The sequence below is a fragment of the Paenibacillus sp. FSL W7-1332 genome, from assembly GCF_037969785.1.
GTDB lineage: Bacteria > Bacillota > Bacilli > Paenibacillales > Paenibacillaceae > Paenibacillus_AQ.
This window is the reverse complement of sequence record NZ_CP150209.1, coordinates 301,907-318,922: the sequence shown is the minus strand read 5'-3', so window position 1 is coordinate 318,922 and position 17,016 is coordinate 301,907. Positions and strand designations below refer to the sequence as shown.

Here is a 17,016-nt window from a genome sequence, read left to right as displayed (position 1 = left end):
TTGCCAAGGAAGTACCGTCCAAGCTGAATCGCCCTAATTCCGCAGCGGCTTGCCTTTCGCCAGCATATGCTGCATGCGCTGCTGGGTCTTGACCTCGCCGAGCAGGCTGAGGAACGCTTCCCGCTCCAGGTCGAGCAGATGCTGCTCGCTCACCACCGTTCCCGCGGGAACATCGCCGCCCGTCAGGATGTGCGCCAGCTTCTTCGCGATCAACAGATCGTGATCGCTGATATAACCGCTGCGCTTCATGTCGATGGCGCCCATCTGGAGCACGGCCCGGCCGTCGCGGCCGACCACGCGGGCTTTGCCCGGCTGCGGCGGAACATAGCCTGCCCGGTCCATCGCAAGTACCGCCTGCTTCGCTTCATAGATCCGGTAATCCTGATTCATGACCACCGTATCCCCGCTGCGCCCATAACCCATGCGGATTGCTTCATGTCCGCTGGTCGATGCCTTCGCCATCGCCACCATCTCGAAGATTTTGTTAATCTCCGGCTGGAGATCGCTCTCCTTGTCGGGATGACGGTTGCTGGTCATGAGCGCCAGCTCCTTGCAGCCGCCGCCTGCCGGAATGAGGCCGACCCCCGTTTCTACGAGACCGAAATAGGTCTCCGCCGAGAAAATGATCCGGTCAGCCGGCAGGCACGCTTCCACGCCGCCGCCCAGCGTCATCCGGTGAGGCGCAGCCACAACCGGCTTCTCCAACCCCTTCAGCTTCATCATGCTGCCCTGGAACAGACGGATGATGTCATCCACCTCATCCCAATCGCCGCTCTGCGCTTCCATCAGCATGAGCATCAGGTTGGCGCCGACGCAGAAGTTGCGGCCTTCGTTCGCCAGCACCAGCCCGCGGTAATTGGCCCTGACCTCTTCCACGCTCTGCTGAATCATGACCAGAATATCGGCGCCGATCGCATTGTTCGGGGACGTGAATTCAAGACATGCCACGCCATCCCCAATATCGATCAGATTCGCCCCCGTATTCGAGCGGATGATCCGGTTTTGCGATTTGAGCGCTTGCAGCGAGATCAGCTCAGGCTGAACCTCTACGCCCTTATACTCGCCTTTGAAATAGTGGAACACCTCGCCGTCCTTCTGCTGATAGAAGGACTTGTTCCCGGCGGCAATCCAATCCTTCACCCAAGCCGGGACGATCATGCCCTCCGTTTCCATGCGCTGCACGGATTCCGGCAGTCCGATCAGATCCCAGGTCTCGAATGGACCGAGCTCCCAGTTGAAGCCCCATTTCATCGCGTTGTCGATGTCCTGAATGGAATCGGCGATCTCTCCCAGCTTGTCGGCCGCATAGACAAGCACTTGCTTCAATACATTCCAAGCCAGTTCAGAGTAACGGTCCTGCGTACCGAGGAATGCCTTGATCTTCCGCTTGGCTCCCTTCACCGCTTTGGCGGCTTCGATGGAAGCGGAGCTCACTTTGGCGCTCGGATTGTACTCCATCGTGGACAGGTTGAGCGATAAAATTTTGCTGCCTTGCTCGCTCTTTACTTTTTTATAGAATCCCTGGCCGCCCTTCTCACCGATCCAGCCGCGGGTGACAAGCTCATTCATGACATCGGGAACCGTGAACACGTCCTTCTCGTTCCCGTCCGGCACGGAGTCGTACACGTTTCTGGCCACATGGACAAAGGTATCGATGCCGACCAAATCCAGGGTACGGAAGGTGGCGCTCTTCGGACGCCCCAGAACGGGTCCCGTGGCGGCATCCACTTCCTCCAAGGTATAGCTGTTTTTCACCATCTCCTGCAATGTGACCAGAAGACCGTAGGTGCCGATCCGGTTCGAGATGAAATTCGGCGTATCCTTCGCAAGCACAACCCCTTTACCAAGGCGCTTCGTGCAGAAATCAACCATAAACTTTGTAATGTCCGGATCCGTATCAAAGCCCGGGATAATCTCCAGCAGCTTCATATGACGCGGCGGATTGAAGAAATGGGTTCCCAGGAAGTGGCTGCGGAATTCCTCGCTGCAGTCCTCGACCATCGCATTAACGGAAATGCCAGAGGTATTCGTGCTGACGATTGATCCTTCCTTGCGCACGCCCTCAATCTGCTTGAAGATGCTTTTCTTGATTTCCAGGCGCTCCGTGACCACCTCAATGATCCAATCCACGTCCTTCAGCTGGCTCAGATGATCCTCGGTATTGCCTGGGGTGATCCGGCCCACAAAATCGGCGCTATACAGCGGAGCAGTGCTTGATTTGGGCAGAGCGGCAATGGCTTTGGCCGCTAGCCGGTTTCGTACCTTCGGATGATCCAGCGACAATCCGGCTTTCTCCTCTTCGGCGGTTAAGGATTTCGGAACGATGTCGAGCAGCAGGCAGGGAATGCCGGCATTGGCGAGATGGGCGGCGATCCCCGACCCCATGACGCCAGAGCCGATCACGGCGGCTTTGGTTATGTTTCGACTTGCGACACCGGAACCGCTGACGGATTCCTTGGTAATGGTATTGCTCATTGCACAACGACCTCCTGTTCATGGATTTCGGATAGACCGAATACGGATAACTCCAGGATTTCCGCGATATCTCGCGTTTTTACGCTTTCTTCCACTTCCTTCAGCTTCGTGCCGTCCTCCAGCATCGTCAGGCAGAACGGACAGGCTGAACTGATCATCGTCGGAGATACAGCCAGCGCCTGCTCGGTACGCGCCAGATTCACGCGCTTGCCCGCATCCTCCTCCATCCACATCTGCCCGCCGCCGGCGCCGCAGCACATCCCGTTCTCGCGATTTCGCTCCATCTCCAGGAGCTCGACGCCAGGAATGGCGCGAAGCACGCTGCGCGGCTGATCATACACGTCGTTATACCGTCCCAGGTAGCAGGAGTCATGATAGGTGATTTTCTCCTGAACCCGGTATTTGGGCTTAAGACGCCCTTCCTTCACCAGCTGGTCCAGCAGCTCCGTATGATGAATCACCTCGGCTTCAAGCCCAAATTCCGGATACTCATTCTTCAAAATATTGAAGGTATGCGGACAAGCCGTCACGATTCGTTTCACATCGTACTTCTGGAATGTCTCGATGTTCTCCATGCACAGCTGCTGGAACAGAAATTCATTGCCCATCCGGCGCGGCGTATCGCCCGAATTCTTCTCCTCGTTGCCGAGAATGGCGAAGTTGACGCCCGCTTCATTCATAAGCCGGACAAAGGCCTTGGTGATCTTGCGGCTGCGATTGTCGTAAGAGCCCATGGAGCCGACAAAGAACAGCACGTCGAAATCCGGATTTTCCTTCACGGTCGGAATTTTCAGATCCAAAGTCCCTTCCGGATCGACCTCCTTCACCCACTTGCTCCGGTCCGCGCGGCTGATTCCCCAAGGGTTCCCTTGTCGCTCGATGTTTTGCATCGCCCGCTGGCCTTCTTGCGGCACGCTGCCCTCCATCAGAACGAGATGACGCCGAAGGTCCACGATTTTGTCGACGTGCTCATTCGCGACCGGGCACTGATCCTCGCAGTTGCGGCAGGTCGTGCACGCCCAAATCTCTTCTTCCGTCATGACGCCGCCGATCAATTGAATGTCCTTCGGGTCAACGCCCTCAACCTGATGCCAGGAGCGCTTCTGCACCTCCATCGTCGGGCCGATATCGGTAATGCCCTCGCCCTTCCAGCCGACAAGGGCCAGATCCGTTGCGCCCATGGAGTGAACGCCGGGTGATCCAAACACAGAGGCTGGCATCCATGCCGATTTGGAGGTGAGCGCAGCCCCTTTTTCCGTGAGATGATCCCTTAGCTTCACAATCATGTGCATCGGCGACAGCAGCTTGCCTGTATTCGAGGCCGGGCATACGTTGGTGCATCTTCCACATTCGACGCAGGCATAGAAATCGAGCATCTGCTTCTGCGTAAAATCCTCAATCTTGCCTACCCCGAATGCCTCGGCCTCTTCATCCTCCAGGTCCAGCTTGCTGAGCTTGCTCGGGGGATCGGTGCGACGAACCAGAATGTTGATCGGCGCCGTAATGAGGTGAAAATGCTTCGATTGCGGCACATAGATAAGGAACGATAGCAGAATCAACAGATGCAGCCACCAGAACGCGTAATAGCAAACCGTAACCGCCACCGGCGGCATCCAGGCAAACACGGCCGCAATGCTGGAGGAGATCGGTGCCATGGCCGACCACGCCAGTCCTTCCATAAGCCGTTCAAAAGCCATCGTCAGCAGCACCGAAGCCATCAGCGTGGTGATGAAAAACACGACAATGCTTGGCTTCCAGCCCCGCTTGAGCCGTTTCAGCTTCTCGCCATAGCGGCGATAGGCCGCATAACCGATAGCGAGCAGGATCAGCGCAACCGTAATCTCCTGCATGAGAATAAAGCCGGCGTGCCCCGGAATCGGCAGGCTGTGGCCGGACAATCCCTTCCAGATGATGTCGAGCGCACCGAACTGCAAAATGATAAATCCGTAAAACACGATAAAATGCATGATGCCGCTCTTGCGATCCTTAAACAGCTTGCTCTGTCCGAATACCTGGATGGCGAATTGGCTCAGGCGTTCCTTCAGATCCTTCCTCAGATTCGCTGGCTTGCCCAAACGGATATACAGGTACCGGCGATACACCACGGTGGCGAACATATACACCGCCCAACCGGTGATCAAGACAAAGAGCAGCGCGTTGATTAATGTCAGAATCATCTCTCTCAGCCCCTTGCGTTAAAAATCCTTCTTTCTTCTCATAGTCTTGTGCAGCGTCCCATTTTGCGAAGCTCCTGTCACTCCTTCCGAAACCTCTTGTCATGTGTTCATGTCGGGACATATATGAAGCGCTTTCATTAGAGGAACAAAAATAGACCTCCACATCGTGCCGTGCCGACCACTCTAAACCGAACTTCATCGTTTCTGGCTGCATCTCTTCATCCGTACATCGCTCTCATCTGTACTTGCCTGCGGATACCCAGTGACTTGTTTCTTCCGGTTGAACTGCCGTCTATTGCTCTGATATGAACGCCTTATTCTGCTGCTCTGATCCAACTGCTTCATCCATTTCGCGCTTCTTCGTAACCCATCGTTGACAACGACATGAACGTATTTTATGATGGATACAAGAAATGAATGAGTATTCATTCATAATTTTAACTGTATTCTAACACCGGGGTGAGCATATGACAAGTAAAAAAAATGAAAAATACCACCTTATTCTCCAGGGCGCCCTGAAAGTATTCGCCGAGAACGGCTACCACCGGTCCCAGGTTTCCAAGATCGCCAAAGCTGCCGGCGTGGCTGACGGCACCATCTATTTGTACTTTAAGAGGAAGGAGGATATCCTGATCCGCCTGTTCCAGGAGAAGCTTGGCGAGCTGGTCGGCAAATTCCACGAAAGCGTGGAAGGAACCACGGATGCCGTGGAAGCGCTGCGGACGGTGTGCAGCATCCATTTTTCGGAGCTGGAGAGCAATCCTGAGCTTGCTTATGTCACTCAGATTGAGCTGCGGCAGAGCGATCTGGAGCTGCGCAAGGAAATCGGCAGCGCTTTGAAGCCATATATTGTGCTGATCGAGAATATTCTGGAACAGGGCATCAAAGAACAGAAATTCCGTTCCGATCTGAACGTCAAGCTGGTGCGCAACCTGATTTTTGGCGCGATGGACGAAGCGGTGACCTCTTGGCTGATCTCCGGCCGCAAGTATTCTCTGTCCGATCAGGCGGATGAGACGCTTAGCTTTTTCCTGAACGGTGTTTCCGGCGGACAATAAGTCCCGCTGATATTCATATTGAAGGGAGCGTTTAACCGATGAAGATTGTGGTATTGCTTAAACAGACCTTTGACACGGAGGAAAAAATTACGATTGAGAACGGATCGATTGCCGAGGATGGGGTGAAATTTGTCATCAATCCGTATGACGAATATGCGGTGGAAGAAGCCGTGAAGCTTCGGGATGACCACGGCGGCAGCGTGACACTCTTGTCCGTCGGGCCGGATCGTACGGCAGAGACCCTACGCACTGCCCTCGCGATGGGTGCAGATGATGCCGTGCTGATCTCCGACGAGCGGATTCCGGACGATGAATATGCGGTATCCAAAGTGCTGCACGCGTATTTGTCCAAGGAAAGCCCGGATCTGATCCTCGGCGGCAACTTCTCCGTTGACCGCGGTTCGGGTCAGGTGGCCATTCGCCTGGCAAGCCTTCTCGGTATTTCACATGCCGGCTCCATTACCAAGCTTACGCTGAACGGTACCACGGCTGAAGTGCACCGGGATGCCGAAGGCGATCTTGAAGTGCTGGAGGTTCAGCTCCCGGCGATTTTCACGGCACAGCAAGGTTTGAACGAACCACGCTATCCATCGCTGCCTGGCATCATGAAGGCTAAGAAAAAGCCATTTCAGACGTTGACCCTGGATGATCTCGGATTATCGGAAGCCGATATCCAGCCGGCAACGAAGCAAAGCGAGCTGTCCCTGCCGCCGGAGCGAAGTGCAGGACGCATTCTGAAGGGCGAGCCCGCCGAAGTGGCGCATGAGCTGGTATCCTTGCTCCGCACCCAGTCGAAAGTGATCTGATGAACGGGTATTCGAATGTACGAATATACCCCTTTGACTCGTACTATTGAATGCGGTTACACGGACCCGACGGAGAGCCGCGCCATCATTCCCTATGTATTCTGATTGTATGGTTTACGGGATGTCCGTCATGCACGCTTTTCGCTTGATACGTTCCGCGAAATCCGAGCAGCAGCGCTTCTGAGGAAATCCCCTGAATTCGCTTAAGTTGCTCAGGTTGGTTAAATCGTCAAATCTCTTCTCTTCAATCCCAAATGGATCCTAGGAGGTTATGATATGAGCAAAACGATATTAGTGTATGCCGAGAACCGGGATGGGAAGCTGCGTCAGGTTGCTCTCGAAACGCTTGGCGCGGCTCGCTTGATTGCAGGTGACGGTGACAGCATCCGCATTCTGGTTGCGGGCTCCAACATTACGGAGGCTGTATCGGCCCTGAACGCCTATGGTGCCGATACGATCTATACGGTTGAGCATGATGATCTGGAAAATTATAATCCTGAAGCTTATATGGCCGCCATTGAAGCGGTTATCGGTCAGGCCAAGCCGGATGCCGTACTCTTCGGACATACAGCTATCGGCCGCGATTTAGCACCGCTCGTCGCCGCTTCCCTGAATGCCGGGCAAATTTCCGACGTAACCGCGATCGAGACGGAAGGTGGAGAAGCGGTGTTCACTCGTCCGCTCTATGCGGGTAAAGCCTTTGAGAAGCGCGTCTTCCAGAACGGACCGTGGGTGGTCACGGTGCGTCCGAACAATATTCCTGCTGCGGAAGCCATCGAAGGCGCGAGCGCCAGCATTGAGGACATCGCTTACCCTGCCCCTTCCCTCCGCTCCGTGGTAAAGGACGTTGTCCGCAAAACCACGGGAAAAATCGACCTCTCGGAAGCCAAAATCGTCATCTCCGGCGGGCGCGGCGTGAAGAGCGCGGAAGGCTTCCAGCCGCTGGAGGAGCTCGCGGACCTGCTCGGCGGTGCCGTCGGAGCATCGCGCGGCGCCTGTGATGCCGGCTACTGCGATTACGCGCTCCAGATCGGGCAGACCGGCAAAGTCGTTACGCCCGAGATCTATATTGCCTGCGGCATTAGCGGCGCCATCCAGCATCTGGCCGGCATGAGCCAATCACGGGTCATTATCGCCATCAACAAAGACCCTGAGGCACCGATCTTCAAGGTAGCCGATTACGGCATCGTCGGCGATCTGTTCGACATCGTTCCGCTGCTGACGCAGGAATTCCGCAAAGTCCTGGTATCCTAGCATAATTCAAGCTCATTAGATGATATAATATGATAAGGCTGCACCCCAACGTCCATTGGACCCTGGGTTGCAGCCTTTTTACAGTTCTAAACCCGGACGTATCCTTTCGGCTTTCTGGCTACTGCCATAATTCCTGCGATGCGCTATCAAGCCGGTTATGTATGCTGCCATTCAGCCATTCAATGACTCCACCACGTCATCATCTGATGATAGGAAGGACCCGACTTTCGTTCATTTAAGAACCAAACCGCTTCAGCAGCTTCTGCTGATGGGCCGTAAACGCCTCTTCCAGCGAAATCCCATAAAGATCCGCCAACAGTGAAATGTTGCCGAGCACGTCGCCGATCTCCTCCACCAAATCCTGCTTGAGCCGTTCCCTGGATTGAACCTCCTCGTCGGGGCGATCCCTGCCGATCTCATAAGCGCGAACGGCACGCGCTGTTTCCCCTGTCTCCTCCATCAAAAACCCAACGCGAATAAAGGGGCCGTACTCGGTCCAGCCTCGCTCTCCATAAAATTGTTTAATCCATTGCTGCGCTTCATTCATATCCATACTTGTGCTACCTCCGCGATTCCCTGGGATGACTTTAACCTTTACTTTTTACACAATTCAAGAACAAACTCATGATAATGCTAACATGTATGCCATAAGATAAGAGGTGCCATCTGATGATCATTAACAATATCGTTCATCGACGCCATGACACAAATCACTATATATAGTATAATTACACGAATCAAATATCAACATCTTGTCAAGGAGTGTGCGAATTGAAATCCATATGTGTATTTGCGGGATCGAACATGGGGGAACATCCAGATTATAAAGCGAAAGCTGCCGAGCTCGGCAGACACATTGCCCACAACCAATACAAGCTCGTATACGGCGGCTCCAAAATCGGATTGATGGGTGAAGTGGCTAACGCCGTTTTGCAGCATGGCGGTGAAGTTATCGGTGTGATGCCGAGAGGACTGTTTAAAGGCGAGATTGTACATACCGAGCTGACCCAGCTCATTGAAGTAGCGGATATGCATGAGCGCAAAGCGACGATGGCGAAGCTGTCCGACGGGTTTATCGCCATGCCGGGCGGTTTTGGAACCTTTGAGGAATTGTTCGAGGTATTGTGCTGGTCGCAAATCGGAATTCATCAGAAACCGATCGGGCTGCTGAATGTCCGGGAGTATTATGAACCGTTCATGAAGCTGATTCAGTACAGTATCACGGAAGGTTTCTCCAATGCCTCCCACCTAAACCTGATCAACCTCTCCGATGACCCGCTCAAGCTGCTCGAGCTCATGGATAGCTACACCCCTCCGACGCTGGACTTAAAGTGGAAGGAATTGGATTAAGGAGCGTTTGCGGAGAACAGCGATCTTTCCCACGCATTCAGGGAAGTCTTGTACTCCATGTTGGTTGATACGTATTTAGGATTCTCTACAACAGATCGACCGTATCCGTAACGAAAGGCACCGGACTCCCGGTGCCTTTTTGTTCTTGCGTTATTTTGATGGTGTGAGTATTACACAAAACCGCCGTTCACGCGGATCGTTTGGCCTGTGATCCATTTCGATTCTTCGCCGGCCAGAAAGAGGACGGCCCCTGCAACATCATCCGGTTCTCCCAGACGTCCGAAAGCATTCATGTTTGCGATACCCGCGATCTGCTCCTCCGACTTGCCAATCGTAAACAGCTCCGTATTAATCGGTCCGGGCGCCACTGCGTTAATTGTAATTCCTTTCGGTCCGAATTCTTTGGCCAACTGACGCGTAAACTGCTCTACAGCGCCCTTCGTGCCTGCATATACGCTGTACGCCGGGAACATCTGCCCAACCACCGACGTCGAGAAATTGATGATGCGGCCGCCCGAATTCATATGGTGAAAAGCCTGCTGGATCGCGAAATAAGTCCCCTTCACATTAATCGCAAACTGCTGATCGAAATCTTCCTCCGTCATGGCAGCAACCGGCTTGGTTGTCATGATGCCGGCATTGTTCACGAGAATATCGATGCCGCCATAAACCTCGATCGTTTTACCAAACAGTCGTTCAATCGCTGCTACCTGACGAATATCAGCTTGAATGGCCCGGGCTTCGCCGCCGCTTTGCTTAATGGCGCTCACCACTTCCTCGGCTTTAGCCGGGCTGCTTGCATAGTTTACAACCACTTTAGCCCCGTTCTCCGCAAGTCTCTCCGCAATTTCACGCCCGATGCCTCTTGATGCTCCCGTTACGATAGCTACCTTGCCCGATAAACTCTTTGTCATGATACAACCTCCCGCATATGAATTAGGTGCACGAATATCTCATCAGATGGATCCTCTGATCTGTACGTCATTTTTTGTAATTTGATTATATGTCTGCACATTACAAATTACAAGTGACAGTTTTATATTTTTGTCATTTGTAATGATATATATACAAAAAAGACGCTATCTCATGCAAATCGCCAAGAATAGCATCTTTTTAACGTAATGGGTGATCTCGCTGCACCAGCTCCCGAAGTGCTGTTCGGAAATGCATAACGGCCGCCTCTACCCCTGCTTAGTTCCCTCTAACTATGATTCTCGCCCGTTTACTGTTTCGCGATTCCGGATAACAATATGGCCCACACCGAGTCAAAATCGGCTTCAATCTCCTGCGAGGTCCACTGAGAAGCATGCACCGGATGATGAAACAGGGACGTTGCCATGAAAAAGGCTTTTGCCACCGACTCCGACTGGCCCGGCTTAAATTCACCAGTAAGCATCCCTCGATCGATGATCTGGGCAACCTGTCCGATTAACAGCTTTACATGCGTATCAATTACCTTGACGGCTTCCAGCGTCACGGTCGTATACATGGCAAACATCTCGGGATCCTCGAGGACATAAGCCCGTTTGGCCCGGATGAGGGTATCCGTCCATAACCGCAAGCGATCGGTGGCGCTGCCCTCCGTTCCGTCTGCAATCTTCTGTAACGGATCCGCAATCCGCTGCAGCCACCGTTCCGTTACGGCTTCTCTCAGAGCGGCCTTGCTGGGAAAATGCCGATACAGGGATCCATGGCTGACTTGAAGCGCCTTGGCAACATCGACAACCGAGGTTTTGTCAGGACCATAGCGCCGAAGCGTCTGCTCGGCCGCGTCCAATATGGCTTCTTTCGTTAGTGGTTGGTCATGTGACATAGGTTCAATGAGCACCGAAACGGGACTTACATTGTCCGCCCGACTGCCCATCTTCACGCCCCCTCTCTGTTGAACACATTATAACAAACCATCATTCAATATCAATATTGAAGTTTTGTTATTTGTTATACCAGGAGTCCCCGTTTTATTCGCTTGATCATACCCCCTCATGGATTGTTATAATAGCTTCATTAAGCCGGATATAACCGAAATAACATGAAGAAAGCGAGTGCTGTCCATGGCTAAGCTGGACTATCTGTTATCCATACTATGGCTGCTTCGATCCCATAAAAAAATGACGGCCGAGCAATTGGCGGAGAGGCTTGAGCTAAGTGTCCGAACGGTCTACCGATACATCGACACGCTGGATATGAGCGGGGTCCCTATCATATCCGAATCCGGACATGGCGGGGGATTCAGGCTGCCCGATTCTTTTTTAAGCGTGCCGCTGTTCTTCGAACTAACCGAGCTTAAAGCCATGGAACACAGTGCGCTACTTGCCCGGCAAGCGGACTATCCGTTTACGGATGCTCTTGAAAAGGCACTAACCAAGATTGAGCACCGGCTTCAGGAATCTCAATTGGAAGACTTGAGGCGTCATGTTGGCAGCATTCACATCCCACTGCCATCACAGAGTGCCTTGCTTCACCCCAGATTGCGAGAGTTAGAGCAAGCCATTGCCAGACGCGAAACCCTGGTCCTTCAATATGCGAAGTCCTTCAGCGGCTCCGTGGAGGAGCGCCATATTGATCCCTATGGGCTGATCTACCGGCTCGGCAAATGGTATTTGATTGCCTATTGCCATCAACGGGAGGCCCTCCGCGTATTCCGGGTAGACCGGATGAACAGCCTGTCGGTAACAGGCCGTACATTTGAAATGCCGGAACATTTCTCGGTACATGATTATATGAGCCATATTCATGAGTATCAGGATCACAATACGAAGTCGAAGGCGAAGGAACCGACGTTGGTAACCGTTCGCCTTCAAGGTCGCTCCGAGGTTCTGGACACGTTATGCAACCAGTGGTTCCTACAGCCTTATCTTGTCGCAAGAAGCAATGACGATGAGGCCGAATTCCGTATGCATCCGGATTGGATGCTGCAATACATGCCTTATCTTCTGCTTTCTTTTGGCAAAGGAGTCAAAGTACTTGAGCCGCAGCAGCTGCGAACTGTTCTCTCCGAGACGGCCCGAGACCTGGCCGCATATTACGAGGACTGATCCTTCAACAACTTCACTGACTCCTATGCTGTCAGTGAAGCTGGTTTATGATAGGCGTAAATCATGTCCAAAAAGGAGAGATTCATGTATGCCGCTTCCTAAACTCGATCTGGCCAAAAGCGATAAAACCTATTATACAGCCGGGAACACCCCCGAGCTCGTGCAGTTTGATCCCTTGCCCTATCTGTCGTTCGAAGGCCAAGGCGCGCCCGAAAGCTCCCTTTTCGAGAATGCAACCGAGGCGCTGTATACCGTTGCCTATGGCGTTAAGGGATATTGCAAGGCGGAGATTCAGGATTTCACCGTTCCTAAACTTGAAGGGCAATGGTGGGTTAACTCGGATCGGTATGGTTTGGAGGTTCCAAAAGAGGAATGGCATTGGAAGCTGCTCATTCGGATGCCGGCGTTTGTCACCCCGGAGATCGTCGATTCCGCACGGGACAAAGCCTTCTCCAAGAAAAATCATCTGGAGCCCATTCAGCAAGTGGTATTGGAAACGATCCATGAGGGACTATGCGTCCAAATCATGCATATCGGCCCCTACAGCACAGAGCCTGATACGCTGGCGAAAATGTATGCTTACATGAAACAGCATCATTACGTACAGGACGGGCATCATCATGAGGTTTATTTGTCCGATCCACGAAAAGCCGCCTCCTCCTCCATGAAAACCATTCTCCGCGCTCCTGTAAGACAGGCGCATTCATTGGATCAGTAAATACGGCGGACCCTGTTCCCTGACGACAAACACCATACCCAGCTAAAAATAAAGGAGCCGGCACATTGCCGGCTCCCCACATCTTACCTTCATTCTTCTAGAACTTACGAATGCTTAGCAGCGAATTGCCGTTCTTCATAAACTCATAAGGCACTTTAACTTCCGCCACCCGAAAACCGTCTACCTCTAGCTCATGAATCAGGCGCTCCAAATGAGCGTAGCGCCCCCCCGACAAATCGGTTAACGGAAAGATGCGCACCTCTTCCGAGGCAACGCGCAGCAGCTCCCGAATCGTCTGGACATGAAAGTCATAATCCAATCGGTCACTGTACATAAACAGAAAATGGGCGGACAGCACCAGATGAAACTGATTGTTATCAAAAGGCAGCTCCGGCAGTACCGCAGCGACGTAGCGATCCGGAAACTCCCTCATATCCTGAACGCAATCAAGGAGCGCTTGCTGGCGATGATGACGAAGCCCCACCACATCTCCATAATAGTCCCAGACATAATTTCTCTTCGCCTGCTCCATCGTTTCCATCGCATGCCCGATATCCTGCAGCCCCTTGGCCTCCAGGTCATCCGGCTTGTGGTCATAGGCAATATCACTGGCCGTTATATCGAGACCACGCTTCGCACCGTGAGCGGTGAACGAACACGCACCGGAAGGGCAATCCAATACGCTTTTGCCGGCTAGGTTCGACATTTCCAAATCAAACATATGCGTGTATTCTTCAAACGTGCGGCCAATGAATACAACCCGGTCCAGTTCCTGCTTGGTCTTGCCTTGACTCTGCTCATCTCTACTCATCTCTACTCACCTCAGCTATTTATTACGGGAACGGGTACGATGGCTACTTCCCCACCTCCGCAAGGATATATTACCATAAGGTGGAATGAGGGGATAAGGATTTTACGATCTCTACCTGTTCTTCTTTAGAAAGTCTACAACTTCATTCAAGTCAGCTGTTTTCAAGGCAATTTCTTTATGGTTCACCACTACAAAAAACGGAAATCTTCTAAGTCCTAAAGTTTCGGCCTTTTGCTTGGCGTTCTCCTCCCTTACGTTATGTAACATGGTTGCCTGTAAAACCTCTGTATCGGTATCGGACATATCGTCAACCTCTTCACTCCACCATACGATCCGGGCTTGCTCATCCAGCTCATTCGCGGCATGGGCATCTTCATAGAAATAATGAATTCGTAATTCATCTTCCCCCTCCGCGAGCAGGTCCTCAGGCACAGCTATCTTGCTCAAACCAGAACAACCAATCACTATCACCAAGACGAACCAGGCTAGAACTCTCCTAAACTTCATAAACCCGTCACCCCCCTAATACAACCGTTCTATTTATACTATAATATAGATAACTAACTTTCTTCGGAGGGGATTTCCTTATGCTGCCTTATCCTGCTGCTACGACTAGAGAAGAGAAAATGAACATCATTCATCAAATCAAAGACCGACTGCTTCAGTTGCACGGCGATAACATTTTGGCCATTGGCTTGTACGGTTCGATTGCACAAGGGATTGATGGTCCTTACTCGGACATTGAACTTCAAGTTGTTACACAGGACGGAGTCTCCCTGCCCGGATATGAATTCATATACCCCCCTTTCAAAATCGAAATCGGAATGGAACAAAAGCAGGACATATTCAAGGATGCAGCGTCGGTGGACGACTCATGGGCGATTACAGCGGGCGCTTATGTCCATCTACAGGAAATCTACGATCCGGCGAACCTGCTTGCTGAAATTCGGAAGCTGCCCCTCCAGGTTTCAGACGAAGCCATCAAAGAAACGATGCGGGAATTCATGATCTGGGAACCCTACGAAACGATGGGCAAAATACGAAACAACGTCCAATCCGGTAACTTAGGCTACCTCCCGCTTGGAGCCAAGGACCTGACCTGGCAGACGGCCAAGCTGATTGGACTTGCCAACCGAACGTTTTACAATACAAGAGCCAAAACATTGGAGGAATCACTATCCCTGAAATCCAGGCCTTCGGGATACGATGAGCTGGCACAATTGGTGATGCGGGGTCAGCTTCTCCAGATCGATCATGTGTATGAGCTTTGCGAACAGCTCTGGACCGGTCTGAACGCATGGTATGAAAAAATGAACATTGAATATAAATCAAAAGAGCTTCCATTCTGATGGAGGCTCTTGCTTTGTGTTATGCATGGAATGCTGATCATTCTCAATCTTATATTGACACATGTCATATTCTGGAATTACGCTGTGTAAGAGCCGATTTCTTACATACGATGAAAGATCGCTTTACGAAACGCTTGAATGATCATAAAAAGGAAGTGAGTACTTATCATGCAAATTCAATTGAGTAGACCGCCGGATTACAGACCTCCTTATTGGCTGCCGCTTACAACCATCCTCACCGTCATACTCGTTATCTCCCTCATGCTGTGGTTCGAGAAGCCGCCGGAAGCCAGAAATATCGATGCGCCCGCAACCGAGTTCTCTGCCGAACGCGCGATGGCGCATGTCGAGCGCATCGCACAAGAACCCCATCCGATGGGTTCGCCTGCCAATGCGGAAGTCAGAGCTTACTTGGTGGAACAGATGAAGCAGCTCGGCTTGAACCCGGACGTTCAAGAATTTAATGGCCGACTGACAACCAAGTACATCGACGCCGACATTCAGCTTACGAACATTCTGGGTGTCATTAAGGGCACCGGATCGGGCAAGCCGCTCCTGCTTATGTCCCATTATGACTCGGTCTCTACCGGACCCGGAGCCAATGATGCTTCGGTAAGCGTAGCTTCGTTGCTGGAGACGGCAAGAGCGATCCAAGCCGGACCTCCGCCGCAGAATGACATATGGATTCTGCTGACAGACGGGGAAGAGAAGGGCCTGCTGGGGGCGGAAGTGTTCTTCCGTGACCCGCAGCACCTTGAGGTTGGCATGATTGCGAATTTTGAAGCCCGGGGATCGAAGGGTTCCTCCTTCATGTTCCAGACCAGCGACAGCAATAGTCGGATCATTGAAGAATATGCACAAGCCGTATCGAATCCTGTCAGCAACTCGCTCTTGGTGGACCTCTACAAACAACTGCCGAACGACACCGATTTGACGGTGGCGCTTGAGCATGGTCTCCCGGGACTAAACTTTGCCTATGGCGATGGGTGGGTCGCTTATCATACCCCGATGGACAACACGGAGAACGTCTCCCTTGAAACCATGCAGCATCAAGGCGAGAATGCGCTGGCCGTGGCAAAGCATTTTGGCAATCTTGATTTGACTGACCTGACTTCAACAGACAACCGTATTTATTTCAATCTATTTGGCCTGCTGGTTCATTACCCTGCAAAATGGACGATCCCAATCACCGTGGTATTCGCGGCGGTATGGATGGCTTTCGCAGTACTGTTTGCCCGTATCTCCAGACTCTCCCTCAAGGGAAGTTTGCTCGGCCTGCTAACCCCGATTGCGGCCATCGTGCTCTCGGCAGCGCTAAGCTTTGGCCTGTGGTCGCTGGTTGATACGTTGTGGGCCGGCAAAATGACGCAGCCCACAGGGGCAACCTATGATTCGCTTCTGTACAGTGTCAGCTTCATCCTGGTAACCTTCATCGTTCATGTTGCGCTCACCCGCTGGATCGTGCGTAAAGTGAATGAAATGGAGATGCTGCTGGGAGGCTCATTCCTGTTCCTGCTGCTGCTTGTCGGCTCAACCGGGTTCCTGCCGGGCGCAAGCTATTTATTTGCGATTCCGCTGCTGGTCCATTACGCGGCACTGACATGGGCGGCATTTACCCGGGACCCGATCGAATCCTTAAACCATCCGGCGGTCGTACTGGGAACGTCCCTGATCCCTGTCCTGATGTTCACTTCGGTCTTTCATATTGTGTTCCTTATGCTGCCGCCAGGGATTCACCTATTCAGCGTGGTGCTGATCGGGCTGATTCTTGCCCTAATGTCCCCTGCTGTGCGAATGCTCGCATCTGCCTGGAAATGGGTACTGCCGGCTGCCTTCATCGCCATCATCGTTCTGCTCGCCATCGGCTGGATCCAGGCCGAACCGGGACCGGATCGACCGGTTTATGAGAGCTGGTAAGCATTACCTCGCCAGGTACCCTACCTGCTGCTTCAATGCTTGAGGGTGTGAGACCCGATAAACGCA

General features: G+C 52.4%; 15 protein-coding genes. 8 read left to right on the top strand and 7 right to left on the bottom strand.

The genetic code is table 11. The annotated features are described in order from the left end of the window. Window positions 1-33: 33 nt before the first annotated feature. Together MKX98_RS01470 and MKX98_RS01465 are read right to left on the bottom strand one after the other, a co-directional pair. Window positions 34-2,475, bottom strand: coding sequence for a 3-hydroxyacyl-CoA dehydrogenase NAD-binding domain-containing protein (locus MKX98_RS01470; protein WP_339220998.1), 2,442 nt, complete (start codon window positions 2,473-2,475; stop codon window positions 34-36). Next, a complete protein-coding gene (locus MKX98_RS01465; RefSeq protein ID WP_339220996.1) occupies window positions 2,472-4,652 on the bottom strand; it encodes a heterodisulfide reductase-related iron-sulfur binding cluster in 2,181 nt (726 codons plus the stop codon). The genes MKX98_RS01470 and MKX98_RS01465 overlap by 4 nt, the downstream gene beginning before the upstream one ends. A gap of 467 nt (window positions 4,653-5,119) precedes the next feature. Here MKX98_RS01465 and MKX98_RS01460 point away from each other — a divergent pair, with 467 nt between their 5' ends. From MKX98_RS01460 to MKX98_RS01450, 3 genes are all read left to right on the top strand, one after another. After that, complete coding sequence (locus MKX98_RS01460) at window positions 5,120-5,710, top strand: TetR/AcrR family transcriptional regulator (protein WP_100539665.1); 591 nt, start codon at window positions 5,120-5,122, stop codon at window positions 5,708-5,710. A 38-nt stretch (window positions 5,711-5,748) separates the two neighbouring features. Next, window positions 5,749-6,516, top strand: a complete 768-nt coding sequence (locus MKX98_RS01455; RefSeq protein ID WP_194540448.1) for an electron transfer flavoprotein subunit beta/FixA family protein — start codon at window positions 5,749-5,751, stop codon at window positions 6,514-6,516. A 276-nt stretch (window positions 6,517-6,792) separates the two neighbouring features. Then, window positions 6,793-7,770 carry an electron transfer flavoprotein subunit alpha/FixB family protein gene (locus MKX98_RS01450; RefSeq protein ID WP_220686927.1) on the top strand — a complete coding sequence of 326 codons (978 nt, stop codon included), beginning with the start codon at window positions 6,793-6,795 and terminating at the stop codon, window positions 7,768-7,770. Between the two features lie 235 nt (window positions 7,771-8,005). On the opposite strand, the gene MKX98_RS01445 is transcribed toward MKX98_RS01450, so the two are convergent. Continuing rightward, on the bottom strand, window positions 8,006-8,323 hold the full coding sequence (locus MKX98_RS01445) for a MazG-like family protein (protein ID WP_220686928.1): 318 nt from the start codon (window positions 8,321-8,323) through the stop codon (window positions 8,006-8,008). Between the two features lie 218 nt (window positions 8,324-8,541). On the opposite strand from MKX98_RS01445, the gene MKX98_RS01440 reads away from it, so the two are divergent. Then, window positions 8,542-9,120, top strand: a complete 579-nt coding sequence (locus MKX98_RS01440) for a TIGR00730 family Rossman fold protein (RefSeq protein ID WP_220686929.1) — start codon at window positions 8,542-8,544, stop codon at window positions 9,118-9,120. Window positions 9,121-9,290: 170 nt separating this feature from the next. Here MKX98_RS01440 and MKX98_RS01435 read toward each other — a convergent pair whose 3' ends face one another. Both MKX98_RS01435 and MKX98_RS01430 read right to left on the bottom strand, forming a co-directional pair. Next, window positions 9,291-10,034: an SDR family oxidoreductase gene (locus tag MKX98_RS01435; RefSeq protein WP_220686930.1), complete on the bottom strand. Its 744-nt coding sequence runs from the start codon at window positions 10,032-10,034 to the stop codon at window positions 9,291-9,293. Between the two features lie 308 nt (window positions 10,035-10,342). Continuing rightward, window positions 10,343-10,984, bottom strand: coding sequence for a TetR family transcriptional regulator (locus tag MKX98_RS01430; RefSeq protein ID WP_233354710.1), 642 nt, complete (start codon window positions 10,982-10,984; stop codon window positions 10,343-10,345). Between the two features lie 187 nt (window positions 10,985-11,171). Here MKX98_RS01430 and MKX98_RS01425 point away from each other — a divergent pair, with 187 nt between their 5' ends. Then, window positions 11,172-12,155 carry a YafY family protein gene (locus MKX98_RS01425; RefSeq protein WP_220686931.1) on the top strand — a complete coding sequence of 328 codons (984 nt, stop codon included), beginning with the start codon at window positions 11,172-11,174 and terminating at the stop codon, window positions 12,153-12,155. An 88-nt stretch (window positions 12,156-12,243) separates the two neighbouring features. Beyond that, the gene (locus MKX98_RS01420) at window positions 12,244-12,873 is read left to right on the top strand and encodes a GyrI-like domain-containing protein (RefSeq protein ID WP_339220990.1); all 630 of its coding nucleotides are present in this window, start codon (window positions 12,244-12,246) and stop codon (window positions 12,871-12,873) included. A 97-nt stretch (window positions 12,874-12,970) separates the two neighbouring features. On the opposite strand, the gene MKX98_RS01415 is transcribed toward MKX98_RS01420, so the two are convergent. Continuing rightward, entirely contained in the window at window positions 12,971-13,684 is a 714-nt protein-coding gene (locus tag MKX98_RS01415; protein WP_220686933.1) for an SAM-dependent methyltransferase, read from the bottom strand. A gap of 111 nt (window positions 13,685-13,795) precedes the next feature. Next, complete coding sequence (locus tag MKX98_RS01410; RefSeq protein ID WP_259445532.1) at window positions 13,796-14,131, bottom strand: hypothetical protein; 336 nt, start codon at window positions 14,129-14,131, stop codon at window positions 13,796-13,798. Between the two features lie 140 nt (window positions 14,132-14,271). On the opposite strand from MKX98_RS01410, the gene MKX98_RS01405 reads away from it, so the two are divergent. Together MKX98_RS01405 and MKX98_RS01400 are read left to right on the top strand one after the other, a co-directional pair. Continuing rightward, the gene (locus MKX98_RS01405) at window positions 14,272-15,033 is read left to right on the top strand and encodes a kanamycin nucleotidyltransferase C-terminal domain-containing protein (RefSeq protein ID WP_339220987.1); all 762 of its coding nucleotides are present in this window, start codon (window positions 14,272-14,274) and stop codon (window positions 15,031-15,033) included. Window positions 15,034-15,201: 168 nt separating this feature from the next. Next, entirely contained in the window at window positions 15,202-16,950 is a 1,749-nt protein-coding gene (locus MKX98_RS01400; protein ID WP_339220986.1) for a M28 family peptidase, read from the top strand. Window positions 16,951-17,016: the final 66 nt, after the last annotated feature.

Bases quoted from the DNA above. Each gene is read 5' to 3' on its own strand.
- MKX98_RS01400 (WP_339220986.1), top strand. From the start codon at position 15,202: ATGCAAATTCAATTGAGTAGACCGCCGGATTACAGACCTCCTTATTGG.
- MKX98_RS01455 (WP_194540448.1), top strand. From the start codon at position 5,749: ATGAAGATTGTGGTATTGCTTAAACAGACCTTTGACACGGAGGAAAAA.
- MKX98_RS01415 (WP_220686933.1), bottom strand. From the start codon at position 13,684: ATGAGTAGAGATGAGCAGAGTCAAGGCAAGACCAAGCAGGAACTGGAC.
- MKX98_RS01430 (WP_233354710.1), bottom strand. From the start codon at position 10,984: ATGGGCAGTCGGGCGGACAATGTAAGTCCCGTTTCGGTGCTCATTGAA.
- MKX98_RS01425 (WP_220686931.1), top strand. From the start codon at position 11,172: ATGGCTAAGCTGGACTATCTGTTATCCATACTATGGCTGCTTCGATCC.
- MKX98_RS01445 (WP_220686928.1), bottom strand. From the start codon at position 8,323: ATGGATATGAATGAAGCGCAGCAATGGATTAAACAATTTTATGGAGAG.
- MKX98_RS01460 (WP_100539665.1), top strand. From the start codon at position 5,120: ATGACAAGTAAAAAAAATGAAAAATACCACCTTATTCTCCAGGGCGCC.
- MKX98_RS01435 (WP_220686930.1), bottom strand. From the start codon at position 10,034: ATGACAAAGAGTTTATCGGGCAAGGTAGCTATCGTAACGGGAGCATCA.
- MKX98_RS01405 (WP_339220987.1), top strand. From the start codon at position 14,272: ATGCTGCCTTATCCTGCTGCTACGACTAGAGAAGAGAAAATGAACATC.
- MKX98_RS01465 (WP_339220996.1), bottom strand. From the start codon at position 4,652: ATGATTCTGACATTAATCAACGCGCTGCTCTTTGTCTTGATCACCGGT.
- MKX98_RS01420 (WP_339220990.1), top strand. From the start codon at position 12,244: ATGCCGCTTCCTAAACTCGATCTGGCCAAAAGCGATAAAACCTATTAT.
- MKX98_RS01470 (WP_339220998.1), bottom strand. From the start codon at position 2,475: ATGAGCAATACCATTACCAAGGAATCCGTCAGCGGTTCCGGTGTCGCA.
- MKX98_RS01450 (WP_220686927.1), top strand. From the start codon at position 6,793: ATGAGCAAAACGATATTAGTGTATGCCGAGAACCGGGATGGGAAGCTG.